Origin of the sequence: Pantoea eucrina, from assembly GCF_020079945.1 — a bacterium.
In the GTDB taxonomy this organism is placed as follows: Bacteria; Pseudomonadota; Gammaproteobacteria; order Enterobacterales; family Enterobacteriaceae; genus Pantoea; species Pantoea eucrina.
In genome coordinates this window covers 169,371-185,415 of record NZ_CP083450.1, presented here as the reverse complement: position 1 = coordinate 185,415, position 16,045 = coordinate 169,371, and the positions used below count along the sequence as shown (strand labels likewise).

The following is a 16,045-nucleotide window of genomic DNA, read 5'->3' as shown; positions in this document are numbered from 1 at the left end:
GTTTGTCAGGATTGATCGACCCAGATGAGTTTATCGGTGGCAAAGCCCAGCTCTCTGGCGAGATTAACGTAGTCCCGTTTGACCTGCTCCGGGATCTGCGGCTGGCGCGACAGTATCCACAAGTAGCTGCGATTCGGGCCGCTGACCAGCGCATACTGATAATCTTCATCCAGCGCGATAACGTTGTAGCCGCCGTAAAAAGGCCCGAAGAACGAAACCTTCAGCGCCGCAACGTCAGAGCGTCCGGTGAAATAGGCTTTACCCTCGCTTTCACTCCAGGATTTCTTCTCCGGATCGTAACCGCGATTGATAACAACCAGTCCGCCATCGCTGCGCTTTTTATACGTGGCGGTCACGTGATCTTTACCACGCTCAAAGCGATGATCGAGACGCGCAATTTCATACCACTTGCCCAGATAGCGCTGTGCATCAAAACCGGTAACCGGCTTAACACCTTTGGGCGGGGTAGGCGATTTGCAGGCCACCAGCGTCAGTGAAAGCGCGGTGACAGCAACCAGAGGCCAAATCTTCATTGTCTCTCCTTACACAACATCGTAAAAATCCCATGCTGAGTATAGTTAAGGATTGACGAGGCGTGGCGGGCGCGGGCAGATGCGTTCCGCCCGCGCCTTTGCCTGCAAGGACTATGGCGTTTTCTCGTCGTCCGCCGGGAACTGAGGTTCATCAATGGCAATCGACTTACCGGACTTCAGCAGCTGAATATCGAGCATGACGTAAGTCATGGTGGTGATAAACAGAGAGATAACGCTGCCAATAACGCCGCTGGTGGTAAAGGTAAAGAAGTTATACATCACTACCCAGGTGACACAGATAAACAGCGCCAGCGCTACGCTGATAGCGGACTGTGAATAATTGGTCGTGCGCGCGCCCATTTCGTTGATCTGCATACTGAGGTTGCACCCTGTGTATTTCTCAAGTACCCAGATGCCCTGGTCCCAGCTGCGCAGACGACGCGCGCTGCCGCGTGTCACAAACAGAAACAGCAGTGAGATAAACAGGCCTGAGAAAGCGATCAGCACCGGTACTGCCGCCAGAGCATAAGCGATACTTTTATGCAGCGAATCCTGTGCCAGACCGGTGAGATCCAGGGTTAACGACGCGCCGAGTACGCCATATAAAAACAGAAACAGCACCAGATAGAGCGCGTTACGTTTCCAGTCGAGATCGGCTTCGTGGTTTTTCTGCTGACGAGCGATAACCAGAGCCTGCTGCAGGCGCTGCGCTTCAGCAGAGCTGGCGTCGATGGTGTCAGGTTCACTGCCCAGCAGTCGGTGGATAAAAGGCCGATCGGCCGGATCGATAATCACGTGCATAAGGGTTCCGCAAACAGAAGATAAGTGGCAACAGTGTAACAGTTGCCGGCTCAAAGTGATCGTTAAGGCGCGGCTGAAAGCCGTCCGGTGCACCGGTCTTAATCAGAGCGTACCGCCGGTTGTTGGCGATAGCGCATTATTCGGGTAACGTGGAATACTCACCGTTTTATTCATCAGGCCAGCCTGGACTGGCAGGAGCCTCTTTGATGTCAGCTTCCTCTTCACTTGTCGCGCTGATCTGTCGCGCGCCTGAAAATGCGGCAACCGCGCGTCAGCTCAGCGTATTCAGCGCTCAGCTCAACAAACGCGGCATGGTCAGCCTATTGATTCATGCGCAGTCACGCGAGGAGCTGCAGCAGGCGCTGCATAATGCCGCCGCGCTGCCCGTTACGCATCTGCTGTTCCTCTCATCTGTCTGTGATGATGAGCAGACTCTGGCCACAGAGATCCTGCCTGCGGTCGCGCAGTTTCATGCTGATGCGCTGGCCAGCGATCGCTATAGCGCCGGCGAAGCGCTCGCCCTGCTGCTGCTTTCGCAGGGGCATCAGCGGACAGGCTTTATGCACGCCGGCGAAACGCCGGCTATAAGCCAGCAGCTGGCAGGCGTGAATGCCGCTTTGCAGACGCACGAGAGAGAGATACAGCTCTTACTGACGGCCGGCAGTGAGCGGCGCGAAGCGGCGTATCAAAGTATGATGACCTACCTGAAGAAAACCCGTGCCGCTGAACGTATTAACGCGCTGGTGTGCAGCAGCGATGAGCTGGCGTTTGGCGCGCTACAGGCCGTGCGTGATTTTGGTCAGGGTGCGCACGTGGCGGTAACGGGGTATGGCAGCGTGCCCGAAGCGGCGACATCCACCTGGCATCTTACCCGCTGGGCACCGCGCAGCGAGTTACAGATCGCAGAAACGCTGAACCGGTTACTGGAGCAGCGTGCTGACAGCAGCGTCTGGCAGCAGGGTGCACTGGAAGTGCGGCATTCCCATCAGGGAAAATATATCCCGGGCGAAATGTCGCAATGTGGCTGCGCGATTCGCCACTAAAGCGCGGCTCCGGACAGCATGAATGGGTATCCGGAGCCCTGCACTTAACGCAGCACGCCGCTGCTGTCAGCCTGCGCGGCACCGGAAGGCTCAATCACCACCGGAATACTTTTATACGCGGGAATACCGCTTTGCGTATCGTGGCTGTCGAGCGGCACCATGATATTCGCTTCCGGATAGTAAGCGGCTACCGAACCGGGCGCCATGTCATAAATCACGAGGGTCAGGTTCTCCATACGGCGCTGCGTGCGGTTGCCCTGCGGATCGAGCGCGGTCATATTGACCGTATCGCCGGAGCGCAGCTGCCGGCTCTCCGCTTCATCGGCAGAAATAAAGAGTACGTCGCGCCGGCCGGTAATGCCGCGATAACGATCGTTCAGCCCGTAAAGCGTCGTGTTGTATTGATCGTGACTACGCAGCGTAGTCAGCACCAGATCGTGACACTGTAGCGAGCGCGGATCCTCATTGATGCCCTGCATCACTTTAAACTGCGCGCGCTTCGACGGCGTCAGCCAGACACGTTCAGAAGCCGCGTTGTACAGGCGGAAACCGCCAGGCTGCATTACGCGCTGGTTAAAGTTCTCAAAAGCGGGGAAGACGGCTTCAATCGCATCACGAATGTTACTGTAGTCGCTGACCATTTTATCCCAGTTTACGCGGGAAGCCGGCAGCGTCGCTTTTGCCAGCCCTGCTACCAGCGCCGGTTCCGATTTTAGATGCGGCGAGGCAGGCTCCAGCGTGCCGCGCGAGGCGTGCACCATCGACATCGAATCTTCCACGGTGACGCTCTGGTCGCCCGACGCCTGGCGATCCCGCTCCGTGCGGCCCAGCACAGGCAGCAGGTAACTATGTTTAGCCATCAACAGATGAGAGCGGTTGAGCTTCGTCGCCATATGCACCACCAGATCGAGCTTGCGCATCGCTTCAAAGGTGATTTGCGGATCGGAGATCGCTTCAGCAAGGTTGCCGCCCAGGCAAAGCAGCGCCTTTGAGCGTCCGTCACGAATCGCCTGAATCGCCGCCACCGCGCCGTGCCCGTGCTGCTGCGGGGGCGTGAAGCCAAAGACCTTCTGCAGACTGTCCAGCAGCGTCTGCGAGGGGATCTCTGTAATGCCCACGGTGCGATCGCCCTGTACGTTGGAGTGTCCGCGCAGCGGGCAGATGCCTGCGCCGCGCCGGCCAATATTGCCGCGCAGCAGTAGCAGGTTCGCAATCTGCTGCACATTTTGCGTGCCGTACTGATGCTGGGTGATGCCCATTCCGTAGCAGATAATGGTGTTTTCCGCGGCGGCGTAGAGGTGGGCAATATTCTGGATTTCGGCGATATCCATGCCGGAGACTTTCAGAATATGATCCCAGCTGGTGTCATCCAGATCCGCTTTCAGCGCCGCGAAGCCTTCAGTATGTTCACGGATAAACGTCTCATCCAGAACCGGCGGCTCGCCGGCTTCAAGCGCGTTATCATGCATAGCCAGCAGCGTTTTCATCACCCCTTTGAGCATGGCCGCATCGCCGCCAACGCGCACTTTATAGTAGGTTGAGGCCAGCTGCGTGGACCCCATCGAGAGCATTTCAATCGGGCTTTGCGGAGAGGTAAAACGCTCCAGCCCGCGCTCGCGCAGCGGGTTAATGGCCACAATTTTTGCACCACGCTTAGAGACCTCCCGCAGCGTCCCCAGCATACGCGGATGGTTGGTGCCAGGGTTGTGACCAATACAGATCACCAGATCGGCGTGATCGAAATCCTCCAGCTCTACCGTGCCTTTGCCGACGCCGATGGATTCAGGCAGGCCTACGCTGGTGGGCTCATGGCACATATTGGAGCAGTCGGGAAAATTGTTGGTGCCATATTCGCGGGCAAACAGCTGCCAGAGAAAGGCCGCTTCATTGGAAGCGCGTCCGGAAGTATAAAATTCCACGCTATCGGGATCGTCATAACCGCGCAGCAGCGCGCCAATCTCCTGCAGCGCGGTCTCCCACTCAATGGGCTGATAAGTATCGCTGACGGCATCATATTTCATCGGATGCGTGAGCCGGCCTTCACCTTCCAGTTCAAACGCGCTGCGCTGCCAGAGTTCGCTGACGGTGTGCGCGGCGAAAAAGGCGGGCGTGGTGCGTTTGCTGGTCGCTTCCCAGGAGACAGCTTTGGCACCATTTTCACAAAACTCAAACGACGAGGCGTGACGCGGATCGGGCCAGGCGCAGCCCGGACAGTCAAATCCCTCCGGCTGATTGACCTTAAATAACGCAATCACATCCTGTTTCACCGCCATCTGACGGCGAATGGCATCTGCTACCGCTTTCAGTGCACCCCAGCCGCCGGCTGAGCCGCCATAAGGTTTAATGCCGACATCCCGATTCTGCTCTTTCATGGCTGCTTATCTCGCGTAAAAAATTATCTCATAAGCCTGGAATAAGCTGCCGGGTCCGCAAGGAAACTATTTAAAACAGGTTATTTTAATGTTTACAGAATATTGCAGCGCTGCGATTGCTAAACGGGCATATAAGCGCATCGGATTCTCGCCTTACTGCTATAACATGCTATATAAATGATAATTATTATCAGTAAATTGATGCGGAACTGACAGAATGCACAACGGTAAAACTCTCCATACTGACTGCTGTATTGCAGGCGGCGGTCCGGCCGGATTGATGCTGGGATACCTGCTGGCGCGTGCCGGCGTAAATGTGATTGTGATTGAAAAACATGCTGACTTTTTGCGTGATTTTCGCGGTGACACTATTCATCCTTCAACGCTGGAAGTGATGCACCAGCTTGGTCTGCTGGATGAGCTGTTAACGCTGCCGCATCAGCGGGCTGAAAAGCTGCAGGCGGAAGTAGGTGGGGAAGAGATCACCATGGCGGACTTTTCCCGCCTGCCGATGCGCTGCCGTTTTATCGCCTTTATGCCGCAGTGGGATTTTCTTGATTTTCTGGCGCGCAAAGCCCGCGCGTATGACAATTTTACGCTGCTGCAGGAGACCGGCTTTGCTGACTTTATCAGAGAGGGCGACCGGGTTACCGGCCTGACGACGTTACAGGGAGAGACTATTCACGCACCGCTTGTGATCGGGGCTGATGGCCGTCACTCACAGGTACGCGCTAAAGCCGGATTGACCAGCCAGAGTTTTGGCGCACCGCGTGACGTGCTGTGGTTTTCACTCCCTAAGCTTCCCGACGATCCGGCGCTCGGCATGGGCCATAAAGGACCGAAGCAGAATTTTATTGTGATCGATCGCGGTGACTACTGGCAGTGCGGCTATACCATCGAAAAAGGTGAGTTTGAGCGGCTCAAAACGGGCGATGTCGCTGCATTTATTACGCGGCTTGCTGAGGTGGCCCCCTTTAGCGAAGCGCGGCTTCAGGTGCTGACGCACTGGGAAATGTTCCGCCTGCTGTCGATCCGGATCGATCGGCTCGACAGCTGGTGCCGGGCAGGGGTACTTTGCATCGGAGATGCGGCGCATGCGATGTCGCCCATCGGTGGCGTAGGGGTGAATCTGGCTATCCAGGATGCGGTGGCCACCGCTAATCTGCTCACGCCTTCACTGCTCAGGGGCAGGGTGAGCCTGAAAACGCTACAGAAAGTCCAGCGGCGGCGTCAGTTTCCGACGGTTGCCACGCAGTTTCTGCAGATAAAGATGAGCAGTAAAAAACGCACGCGCAGCGCGCCGTCAAAAGTGCCGCAGTTCATCAGCCGCTACCCGTTCCTGCGTCACCTGTTTGGGCGTCTTATCGGACTGGGATTTCGCCCGGAACGCCCGCGTCTGACCGGCAAAGTCTGAATTTCAGACAAAAAAAAGCCCGCGAGGCGGGCAGGCGAACGATAACCGGTAAACTTTCTCGTCAGCAACGCATTGCTGTTTAGCGTCACTATAATAGCAACGTTTCAGCGAACGTACGAATTTTGTTCGATGAGTTAATTTTGCTGAACAGATAAGTAATTTATGCAGCCGGGCCGGTTCAGGCTAATCCTTCGGTAATGACAATCGTTGCGTCAGCAATATCAGCACGCGCAGCACGCGCCTGCTGATATTCGGGTGAGTGGTAACACGCCACGGCCGTCTGATAATCGGGAAACGCGATTAACACATGCCGGCCATAGCTCTCGCCTTCCAGCGTCAGCGCCTGCTCGCTCCGCGCGAGAAATGTTGCCTGATATTTATTAAAGGCCGCCGGTGCAAGATCCCGGTAACGCTGATAGCGCTCAGCATCATGCACCGTCACGTGTGCTATCCAGTAAGCGGTCATGGTTACTCCTCCGTTGTCAGAATCGTTTTTGCCAGCTGCGCAGCTTCCGTCAGATGCTGTATCACCGCTTCTCTGGCCTGCTGCGGATCGCTGGCTTCAACTGCTGCACAGATACGCGACATACGTTCAAATCCGGCAACCTGGCGTTCAGGGCTGCGCAGCGTCATGGCGCGCAGCCGGCTGATACGGCTGTTGAGCCGCTGCACGATTTCCCAGGCGATATGATGCTCCGCAATCGAAAACAGCGTTTCATAAAACGCCTGAGACGCTTCAACCCGTTCAATATCGTCATGATGTTCAGATGCTCTGGCAATTCGCATCAGCCGGGTGTGCAGCTTCTGCTTATCTTCCGTTGTGGCTTTGCGGGCGCAATCTTCTGCAGCTGCAGATTCAAGCAGCTGACGTATGCTGTAGATCTGCTGCGCAATCTCCCAGGTGAGCCGCGCCACAATAGGCCCTTTTTTAGGCAGGTTTTCGATCAGTCCTTCCGCTTCAAGATAACGGATCACTTCCCGCACCACGGTACGACTGACGCCCAGCTCATCACACAATGAGCGTTCAACCAGACGATCGCCCGCTTTAAAATAGCCTGAGATGATTGCCTGTCTTACTTTGACCAGCGCCAGTTCCCGCAGTGTCACCGGCGTGTTTTCAATCCTTAAGGAGTGAATCGCAATCATGATCTTCCCTATTGTCCCGCGTTAAGAACCGTTGCGCGAAGCCCCCTGCGCGCGCTCTTTTTTACTATTAGCACTGTTCCGGCAGTTAACGCAACGTCGCGGACGTGGCTGCAACAGAGTCTGAGGTCATAAAGCCCTCAGCGGCGCTGTGATTTCGTCTAACGCCGCCATACCCGGAATTTGTTATTGCTCACATTTTTATCACTTATCGCTGAAGTATTCCCTTTTCCCGCGCGGGCTTTAAAAATAATGCATATTTATCAATCACATGATTTTTTTCCGCTGCGCTGGCCTGCATCACTTTTATGATGCCAGTCACACTCCGATAGCTGATTTTCTACCCGCTAAAACCTGCACTGGCAGCCCGCTAAAAATGGCCCAGGACCGCGTCTGGCGCATCCTGGCGCATAAAAAGCAGGCAATTAAGGTATGACTGTATGATGGTATACCATGTTTTGACATCCCAAAAGTGGCGATGCTATACCCCTTTCATCAGTAGCAATTAACAAACCGTTAACTTGAAAGGGGTTTACATGCATCCGGATATTCGTAAAACCGTCGTCACCACTGAAACCGTGTATACCGATGGCGGCAAAGCGGCGGGCACGCCGCTGGTGATGATTGCCGCTGCAGCCGTGGTCAAAAATCCGTGGGCTGGCAGAGGCTTTGTTGAAGATCTGGCACCAGAAATCCGTGAGATGGCGCCGGTATTAGGCGAATTGCTGACCGGATTAATCGTTAAAGAAGCGGGGGGCGGCGATCGTGTGGTCGCCTATGGCAAATGTGCCGTTACCGGACTGAACGGCGAGCTGGAGCACGCCTCAGCGCTGATTCATACGCTGCATTTTGGTAATCACTACCGTTCTGCGGTGCAGGGCAAAACCTATCTGGCATTCAACAATACGCGCGGCCCGGCCAACACCCCGATTCTCGTCCCGATGATGGGAACAGAAGATGAGGGCTCGCGCGAACATTATCTGACCATGCAGTTCACCATCAATGATGCCCCGTTCAGCGACGAGATCGTGATTGCGCTGGGCGCTGCGCTGGGCGGCCGCCCGCATCATCGCATCGGTAACCGTTATCTTGATCTTAAAGAGCTTGGCCATGATCAGAAAAATCCAGCCGCTGTCTGAGGCGTCAGCACAGGTCAGCTATCTCGAAGCGGGAGCCGGCACTCCGCTGGTGCTGATTCACGGCGTGGGCATGAATGCGGAAGCCTGGTTTCCCCAGATAGCGGTGCTGAGTCGCCATTTCCGGGTTATCGCAGTGGATATGCCCGGGCATGGCGACAGCACAGGCTTCGGGCATCACGCGACGCTGACCGACTACGTTTCCTGGCTGGCAGCCTTTCTCGCCACTCAGCCAGAGCAGCGTTTTGCGGTTGCCGGGCACTCAATGGGTGCCCTGATCACCGCCGGACTGGCAATTGATTATCCGCACTCTGTCAGATGCGCCATCGTCATGAGCGGCGTATTCAGGCGCTCAGCTGCGGCCCGCGCTGCGGTCCTGCAGCGCGCTCACGAGCTGGCAAGCGGTGATGTCCAGCTGGATGCGCCACTGGAGCGCTGGTTCAGCGCCACCCCGGAGGAGCAGCCGCTGCGTCACAAAGTCGGCGAGTGGCTGCAGCAGGTCAGCCCGGCAGGCTATGCGCGCGCCTATCAGGCGTTTGCTGAAGGCGACTCGCTGTATGCCGATCGCTGGGCAGAGATGCGCTGTCCGGTGCTGGTCATGACGGGCGAACTGGATGCCAACTCCAGTCCGGAAATGACACGCCAGATGGCCGGCGCAGCACCTTACGGTGAGGCGGTGGTTATCGATAACGCCAGACACATGTTGAATCTGACCGATGCTGAACGGGTCACGCAAGAGATGCTCTCTTTCCTTGAGCCGGTTGCAGCCCCCGTCACGTCACAAGAGCCTATTCAGGAGTAACTTATGGACGCAGATAAACGCAGAGAGTTGCGCGACGCCTTTGGCGCCTTTATGACGGGCGTAACCGTGGTCACGACCCGGGATGCTAAAGGTGAGCCGATTGGTTTCACCGCAAACTCTTTTTCATCGGTATCACTCGACCCGGCGCTGCTGCTGGTCAGCATCGACAAACGTTCGGCTAACTTTGAACATTTTACGCAGTGCCGCCATTTTGCCGTCAATATTCTGGCAGAACAGCAGAAAGAGACGTCAAACGTGTTTGCGCAGAAAATTGCCGACCGGTTTGCGCGCGTCAGCTGGCATCGCGGAGAGCAGGGCACGCCGCTGATTGATGAGAGTTCGGCCTGGTTTGAGTGTTCGCTGCATCAGGTGATTGACGCGGGCGACCACGCAATTCTGATTGGTAACGTGCTGCAGTTCGCTTCCAGCGGCACGGCGGGTCTGGGCTACTATCGCGGCGCCTATTTTACCCCTTATCAGCAGGCAGAGTCGCTGATTAGCGGGCCGGATGTTGTGGTCAGTGCGCTTATCGAGTCCGCCGGTAAGGTGCTGCTGGTCAGGCAGTCAGAGGGGTATGAGCTACCGGCACAAACCATGCGCGGCCGCAGCGTCGATGAAACGCTGACGCAGGTATTCAGCACGCTGCAGATTGCCGCCAGTCCGGGCTTTATCTACTCCATGTGGGAGGATCGGCAGAAAAAGCAGCAGCATATTGTCTTTTTATGCGCTCAGCCCACCGGCGGTACGCTACCCGCAGTTGACCAGGGAGAGTGGCGCGATCTGCAGGATCTGGCTGCAGTACCGGTGGCTAACGGTGCGCTGCAGGCGCTGCTGGGACGCTACATGCGTGAATATGCGGCGGGTAATTATGGCCTCTATTACGGCGATGAAGCGCAAGGTTCGGTGCGCCAGTTCTCTGTGCCAGCCCATCAGGAGGTGGTATGAAGCTTTCTCTGTTTCTGCATATGGAGCGCGTTTCGGCTGATGATGCACAGGATAAGCTCTACGAAGAGATGATGACGCTGTGCGAAATCGCCGATCGCGGCGGGCTGCATGCGATCTGGACCGGTGAGCATCACGGTATGAACTTCACCATTGCACCGAACCCTTTCATCAATCTGGTGGATATTGCGCACCGCACCCGACATGTGCGCCTCGGTACCGGCACCATTATTGCGCCGTTTACCCATCCGATTCGCCTTGCCGGTGAGGCGGCAATGACCGATATCATCACTAACGGACGGCTGGAGCTGGGTATTGCGCGCGGCGCCTATGCGTTTGAGTATGAGCGTCTGCTGCCGGGCCTTGATGCCTGGGGAGCCGGTCAGCGCATGCGGGAGCTGGTGCCGGCAGTAAAAGCGCTCTGGCGCGGTGATTATGCTCATCAGGGCGAGTTCTGGCAGTTCCCGTCCACTACGTCCTCGCCGTTACCCAAACAGCAGCCGCATCCCCCCATCTGGGTGGCTGCCCGCGATCCCAACAGCCATGAGTTTGCCGTTAAGCAGGGTTGTAACGTGCAGTGCACGCCGCTGCATCAGGGAGACGAGGAGATTGTGCGCCTGATTACCACGTTTAAAGAGGCGTGCCGGGAATACGCTCCGGAGCAGCCGCTAAAAATTATGCTGCTGCAGCACGGTTTCGTGGCGGCGGATGAAGCGGATGCACAGCAGGCAGCGCAGGAGCTGAACCGCTTCTACCACTACTTTGGCGCCTGGTTTAAAAACGAGCGTCCGGTGACGCAGGGGCTTATTGCGCCACTCAGTGATGAAGAGATTGCCGCTAACACCTATTACAGCGCGGAAAAAATGCGCCAGAACCTGGCTATCGGTACGGCGGACGAAGTGATCGCCCGGCTGAAAAACTATGAAGCACTGGGCTATGACGAATATGCGCTATGGCTCGACAGCGGTATGACCTTTGAGCGCAAAAAAGCTTCGCTGATGCGCTTTATTGAGCAGGTCGTTCCGGAATTCCACTAAGCGGAGAGAGAGATGGACGCGTTTAAACTCTATATTGACGGGCAGTTTGTAACCGGCGCAGCCTCGTTCACATCCCTGAATCCGGCGACCGCAGAGCCCTGGGCAACCATCGCCGGCGCAGAACAGCAGGAGACTGACCGCGCGGTGGAGGCGGCTGCCCGCGCGTTTACGTCAGAGGCATGGCGCGCGCTTACCGCCAGCGCGCGCGGTAAACTGCTGCTGCGGCTGGCCGATCTGATTGAGCGGGATGCGGCGCGGCTGGCACGCATTGAAACGCTGGATACCGGCAAAATTATTCGCGAGACGCAGGCGCAGATCGCCTATGTGGCGGAGTATTACCGCTATTACGCGGGCATGGCCGACAAAATGGAGGGGGCCACGTTAAGTATCGATAAGCCCGATATGGAAACGTGGGTCAGACGTGAGCCGGTGGGCGTGGTGGCGGCAATCATCCCCTGGAACAGCCAGCTGTTTCTGTCAGCGGTTAAAATCGGCCCGGCGATCGCCGCTGGCTGTACGCTGGTAGTGAAGGCAGCAGAGGTTGCTCCGGCTCCCCTTCTGGCGCTGGCAGAACTGATTGATGAAGCGGGTTTTCCGCCCGGCGTGATTAACGTCATCACCGGCTTTGCTGAGCAGTGCGGTGCACGGCTCACCGCACACCCGCTTATCGATCATATCGCTTTTACCGGCGGCGCAGAAACCGCACGCCATATTATACGCGGCAGCGCGGAGAATCTCGCCAGCACCTCACTGGAGCTGGGGGGCAAGTCACCGTTTATTGTTTTTGCCGATGCCGATCTGGAGAGTGCGGCGAACGCTCAGGTGGCTGCGATCTTCTCAGCCTCGGGTCAGAGCTGCGTTGCAGGCTCGCGCCTGCTGGTAGAAGCCAGTATTAAAGAGGCGTTTATTGAGAGGCTGGTGAGTAAAGTGCGCAGCATTGTGATCGGCTGTCCGCAGCAGCCTGAAACGCAGTTTGGCCCGCTCTGCACGCTGCGCCAGAAACAGAACATTGAACAGGTCGTCAGCCGCACGCTGGAGCAGGGCGCTAAGCTGATTATCGGGCATGAGCCTGTTCACAAGCCTGGCTTCTATTATCCGCCTACTATTCTTGATTGCAGCAGCGTACCGGCAGCAGAGAGTGTCGTGCAGGAGCTGTTTGGTCCGGTGCTTTCGGTGCTGACTTTCAGCGGGGAAGCGGACGCGCTGCGGCTGGCTAACGGCACCGAATATGGTCTTGCCGCCGGCGTCTTTACGCAAAATCTGACGCGCGCGCATCGCATCACGCGCCAGCTGCGCAGCGGTGTGGTCTGGCTGAACACCTATCGGGCGGTCTCACCGCTGGCACCCTTTGGGGGCTATGGCAAATCAGGATTCGGGCGCGAGGGCGGCACTGACGCCGCGCTGGAGTACACCACAACCAAAACGGTATGGCTGCGCACCAGCGATGAGCCCATCGACGACCCATTTATCATGCGTTAATTCCCTTTCCGGCGCTGGCCATTCACATCCTCGCCCGCCGGATCGCTAAGTATCAGGAGTCTTACCGCCAGCAGTTTCTCCTGCGAGAAGACGAGACGCACATCGTCGGGATGGCTATGGCATGACAACGCCAGTGATGTATCTGCAACACATAATAATTCTGCATCTCAACTGGAGGGTAAGGTGGAAAAATCATCACGTCAGGGGCCGTTTATCGAGAACAAGTCGGTGGATTATGTGCCGGTGTCTGAGCGGCACGGCAAATCGCACAGCCTGTTCACGCTCTGGTTCTGTACCAATATTGCTCCGCTGGCGGTGGTCAGCGGGGCGATCGCAACCGAAACGTTTCACCTTAATGTAATTTCCGCGCTCTCTGCGATTATCGCCGGCCATCTCTTTGGTGGCATCTTTCTTGCGCTGACCTCAGCGCAGGGGCCGAAAACCGGCATTCCGCAGATGGTACAGAGCCGCGCGCAGTTCGGGCGCTATGGTTCGCTGCTGGTAATCAGTTTTACTACCGTGATCTATCTGGGGTTCTTTATCTCCAATATCTCGCTTTCGGGCCGGGTAATTAACAATGTCATTCCGGCGCTGCCGGTGGCGAGCGCAACGATTTTAGGCGCCGTGCTGGCAACAGCGATCGGCGTGATAGGTTACCGCTTTATTCACCGGATCAATAAAATTGGCGCATGGATCATGGGCGCGGCCCTGCTGCTGGGACTGACGCTGATGCTATCGCAGCCACTACCGGCAGACTTCTGGCAGCGCGGATCGCTGAGCGCGGCAGGCTGGTTCGGGACCTTTTGCATTGGTGCGGTGTGGCAAATCAGCTTTTCACCTTATACCTCAGATTATTCGCGCTATCTGCCTGCGGATGTGGGGATCGCCCGTCCTTTCTGGGCGACTTACCTCGGCGCCTGCGGCGGAACTATCCTGGCGTTTGTCTTTGGCATGATGGCCGTCAGTATTGCTCCGGCGGATGACGCCATGATGGCGGTGCGTCATGCCACCGGCTGGCTGGGACCGCTGCTGATCATCCTGTTTCTGGTGAATATCATCTGTCATAACTCCATGAACCTGTACGGGGCGGTGTTATCGCTGATAACGGCCGTGCAGACCTTCCGTCCGCACTGGACGCCGGGGGCGGCGGTGCGGCTGGTGGTGTCCGCTCTGGTATTGACAGGCAGCATTTTGATTGCGCTGGCGGCGTCGCAGAACTTTGTCGCATTTTTTATCAACCTGATTCTGGCGCTGATCGCCGTACTGATCCCGTGGATTGTGATCAACCTGCTCGACTTCTACTACGTCAATAAACAGCACTACGACGTGGCAGCCATATTTCAGGCGGACGGAGGACGCTATGGGCGGCTTAATACACAGGCGCTGCTGGTCTATTTTGCCGGGATCCTGGTGCAGGTTCCTTTCATCGAAAATGCGTTTTTCTCCGGTCCCTATGCAAAACTGATCCCGGGCGTGGATATCTCATGGATTATCAGTCTGGTTGTAACCAGCATCGCCTATCCGCTGTTTCATCGCAGGCATCAGCCGGTATTGACCGTACTGCCTGAAAGCAAAGTGTAATAACCGGGCAGGGATGCCCCGGTCTGCTTCCCGCTTTAGCAACGAACGTGCTGCTGTCTGCGACCTTCTCATGCACGGCAACCGCACGCAACAGAGGTGCGATTTATGCGGGATACCTGCTAACATAGCGCGCGGCAGCGGCGCGCTGTCGTCTGGTTAACCCGGTATAAATATTATGATTACGCCGTGCGAATAACGCGCGGCGAATGGAGCTATGGCACTGATGTTGCAAGATTTAGGCATTATCGATTTATGGACGTTTCTGGCAGGTGCGCTGGTGATTATTCTGTTACCCGGCCCGAACAGCCTCTATGTTTTACGCACCGGCATGGGCCGCGGCATGAAAGCTGCGTCTAAAGCGATTGCGGGCGTCATGGCAGGCGATCTGATCCTGATTTTTCTTGCCTGGGCGGGGGTTGCTACGCTGATCCGCACCAGCCCGCACATTTTTATGATGGTGCGCTATCTGGGCGCGATGTTTTTACTTTATCTGGGTATCAAAATCATCATGGGCGCACTGCGCCAGCGCGCGGATGCGCAGCCTGCTGAGCCGGTCAAAGCAGAAAACTACTTTCTGCGTGCGGTACTGCTGGGGGTGACTAACCCTAAAGCTATCCTGTTCTACGTCTCTTTCTTTATTCAGTTTATCGACCCCAAAGTCACTCATACCGCGCCGGCGTTCGCCACGCTGGGTGCGCTGATCCAGCTTATCAGCTTCAGCTACTACTCCGTGCTGCTGGTGGCGGGCGCGGTGATGGTCCGCTTCCTGCGCAGCCGCACGCGGCTGGTTAAATTTGCCAACATGCTGACCGGTATGCTGTTCTTTGGTTTTGCCGTCCGGCTGGTGAGCGCCCAGAGCTGATGGCAACTACGCACGTGCGGAGAGATAAATGATAGCCAGACAACGTCAGGCGGATGCCCTGCTGGTGAGCACCACGCTCATCGCGGCATTTGGCTGGATCTGCTCACGCGAAGCGATAGCTGGTATGCCCGCGCTGGCCTTTGTTGCGCTGCGCTTTCTCTCCGCCAGCGCGGTACTGCTGCTGCTGTGCCGTGCCGCCGAGCTGCGCCATACGCTGCGGAATATCAGGCCGGTTCTGATGAGCGGGCTGCTGCAGTCTGCTTATATGCTGCTGTGGATTTATGCCGTCGCCACCACGCGCTCGCTGGGTGAGGGGGCTTTTATTATGAGCCTCTCAATGCTGTTTGTGCCGCTTTTTGCCTGGGTTATTCTGCGCAGCCGGCCGGCGCGTGCGTTCTGGCTCTCCCTGCCGGTGGGCATCGCGGGGCTGGCGCTGCTGACGCTCAGGCAGGATCTCCATTTTGAACTGAGCCAGCTCCTGTTCCTCGGCGCCGCGCTGGTTCAGGCGGTCTACTTCTGTTTCACCACCCGCTTTGCCGCGACGGTTCCTGTCTGTCCGCTGGCCACGGTACAGCTCGCCTGCACCGGTGCGGTGGCGGGCGTGCTGTCGCTGTTCTCTGTAAACTGGCCGCAGGAGATCACGCTGGCTTCCTGGAGCTGGCTGGCGGCCAGCGCGCTGCTGGCGACCAGTCTGCGCTTCTGGCTGCAGCTGAAAGGACAGAGCATGACCAGCGCGGCAAATGCCGCACTGATCATGATCCTGGAACCGCTGCTGACGGTGCTGGCGGCGGCCCTCTGGTATGGCGAAGCGATGTCGGCCCGGCAGATGCTCGGCTGCCTGCTGATATTACTGTCGCTGCTCTATTACCGTCTGCAGCAGGCGAAAGCGCTGGCGTAATC

15 protein-coding genes are annotated in these 16,045 nt (G+C 57.0%); 10 read left to right on the top strand and 5 right to left on the bottom strand.

Annotated elements, in window-relative coordinates; all coding sequences use genetic code 11:
* Positions 1-5: 5 nt before the first annotated feature.
* Together blc and LAC65_RS17365 are read right to left on the bottom strand one after the other, a co-directional pair.
* Complete coding sequence (gene blc, locus LAC65_RS17370) at positions 6-533, bottom strand: outer membrane lipoprotein Blc (RefSeq protein WP_040113572.1); 528 nt, start codon at positions 531-533, stop codon at positions 6-8.
* 111 nt (positions 534-644) lie between these two features.
* Positions 645-1,334 (bottom strand): RipA family octameric membrane protein, encoded by a 690-nt coding sequence (locus tag LAC65_RS17365; protein ID WP_040113570.1) that lies wholly within the window; start codon positions 1,332-1,334, stop codon positions 645-647.
* Positions 1,335-1,540: 206 nt separating this feature from the next.
* Between LAC65_RS17365 and LAC65_RS17360 the strand changes: the two genes are divergently transcribed.
* The gene (locus LAC65_RS17360; RefSeq protein WP_040113568.1) at positions 1,541-2,377 is read left to right on the top strand and encodes a substrate-binding domain-containing protein; all 837 of its coding nucleotides are present in this window, start codon (positions 1,541-1,543) and stop codon (positions 2,375-2,377) included.
* 44 nt (positions 2,378-2,421) lie between these two features.
* Here LAC65_RS17360 and LAC65_RS17355 read toward each other — a convergent pair whose 3' ends face one another.
* Positions 2,422-4,749: an FdhF/YdeP family oxidoreductase gene (locus LAC65_RS17355; RefSeq protein WP_040113566.1), complete on the bottom strand. Its 2,328-nt coding sequence runs from the start codon at positions 4,747-4,749 to the stop codon at positions 2,422-2,424.
* Between the two features lie 217 nt (positions 4,750-4,966).
* Here LAC65_RS17355 and LAC65_RS17350 point away from each other — a divergent pair, with 217 nt between their 5' ends.
* Positions 4,967-6,163, top strand: coding sequence for an FAD-dependent oxidoreductase (locus tag LAC65_RS17350; protein ID WP_040113564.1), 1,197 nt, complete (start codon positions 4,967-4,969; stop codon positions 6,161-6,163).
* A gap of 178 nt (positions 6,164-6,341) precedes the next feature.
* Here the strand turns inward: LAC65_RS17350 and LAC65_RS17345 are convergent, their stop codons facing one another.
* Together LAC65_RS17345 and LAC65_RS17340 are read right to left on the bottom strand one after the other, a co-directional pair.
* Positions 6,342-6,629: a DUF1330 domain-containing protein gene (locus LAC65_RS17345; protein WP_040113562.1), complete on the bottom strand. Its 288-nt coding sequence runs from the start codon at positions 6,627-6,629 to the stop codon at positions 6,342-6,344.
* A 2-nt stretch (positions 6,630-6,631) separates the two neighbouring features.
* Positions 6,632-7,309 (bottom strand): GntR family transcriptional regulator, encoded by a 678-nt coding sequence (locus tag LAC65_RS17340; RefSeq protein WP_040113561.1) that lies wholly within the window; start codon positions 7,307-7,309, stop codon positions 6,632-6,634.
* A gap of 533 nt (positions 7,310-7,842) precedes the next feature.
* Between LAC65_RS17340 and LAC65_RS17335 the strand changes: the two genes are divergently transcribed.
* The 8 genes from LAC65_RS17335 to LAC65_RS17300 all read left to right on the top strand — a co-directional run bounded on the left by LAC65_RS17335 (position 7,843) and on the right by LAC65_RS17300 (position 16,043).
* Positions 7,843-8,445 carry an amino acid synthesis family protein gene (locus LAC65_RS17335; RefSeq protein ID WP_040113559.1) on the top strand — a complete coding sequence of 201 codons (603 nt, stop codon included), beginning with the start codon at positions 7,843-7,845 and terminating at the stop codon, positions 8,443-8,445.
* On the top strand, positions 8,417-9,244 hold the full coding sequence (locus LAC65_RS17330; RefSeq protein WP_040113556.1) for an alpha/beta fold hydrolase: 828 nt from the start codon (positions 8,417-8,419) through the stop codon (positions 9,242-9,244). Before LAC65_RS17335 ends, LAC65_RS17330 begins: the two co-directional genes overlap by 29 nt.
* A 3-nt stretch (positions 9,245-9,247) precedes the next feature.
* A complete protein-coding gene (locus LAC65_RS17325) occupies positions 9,248-10,189 on the top strand; it encodes a flavin reductase family protein (RefSeq protein WP_040113554.1) in 942 nt (313 codons plus the stop codon).
* Entirely contained in the window at positions 10,186-11,223 is a 1,038-nt protein-coding gene (locus LAC65_RS17320) for an LLM class flavin-dependent oxidoreductase (RefSeq protein WP_040113552.1), read from the top strand. The genes LAC65_RS17325 and LAC65_RS17320 overlap by 4 nt, the downstream gene beginning before the upstream one ends.
* A gap of 12 nt (positions 11,224-11,235) precedes the next feature.
* Complete coding sequence (locus LAC65_RS17315; protein WP_040113550.1) at positions 11,236-12,702, top strand: aldehyde dehydrogenase; 1,467 nt, start codon at positions 11,236-11,238, stop codon at positions 12,700-12,702.
* 183 nt (positions 12,703-12,885) lie between these two features.
* On the top strand, positions 12,886-14,283 hold the full coding sequence (locus tag LAC65_RS17310) for a purine-cytosine permease family protein (RefSeq protein WP_040113548.1): 1,398 nt from the start codon (positions 12,886-12,888) through the stop codon (positions 14,281-14,283).
* 223 nt (positions 14,284-14,506) lie between these two features.
* Entirely contained in the window at positions 14,507-15,145 is a 639-nt protein-coding gene (gene leuE, locus LAC65_RS17305) for a leucine efflux protein LeuE (RefSeq protein WP_040113891.1), read from the top strand.
* Positions 15,146-15,176: 31 nt separating this feature from the next.
* Complete coding sequence (locus LAC65_RS17300; protein ID WP_040113890.1) at positions 15,177-16,043, top strand: DMT family transporter; 867 nt, start codon at positions 15,177-15,179, stop codon at positions 16,041-16,043.
* The last annotated feature ends 2 nt before the right edge of the window (positions 16,044-16,045 follow it).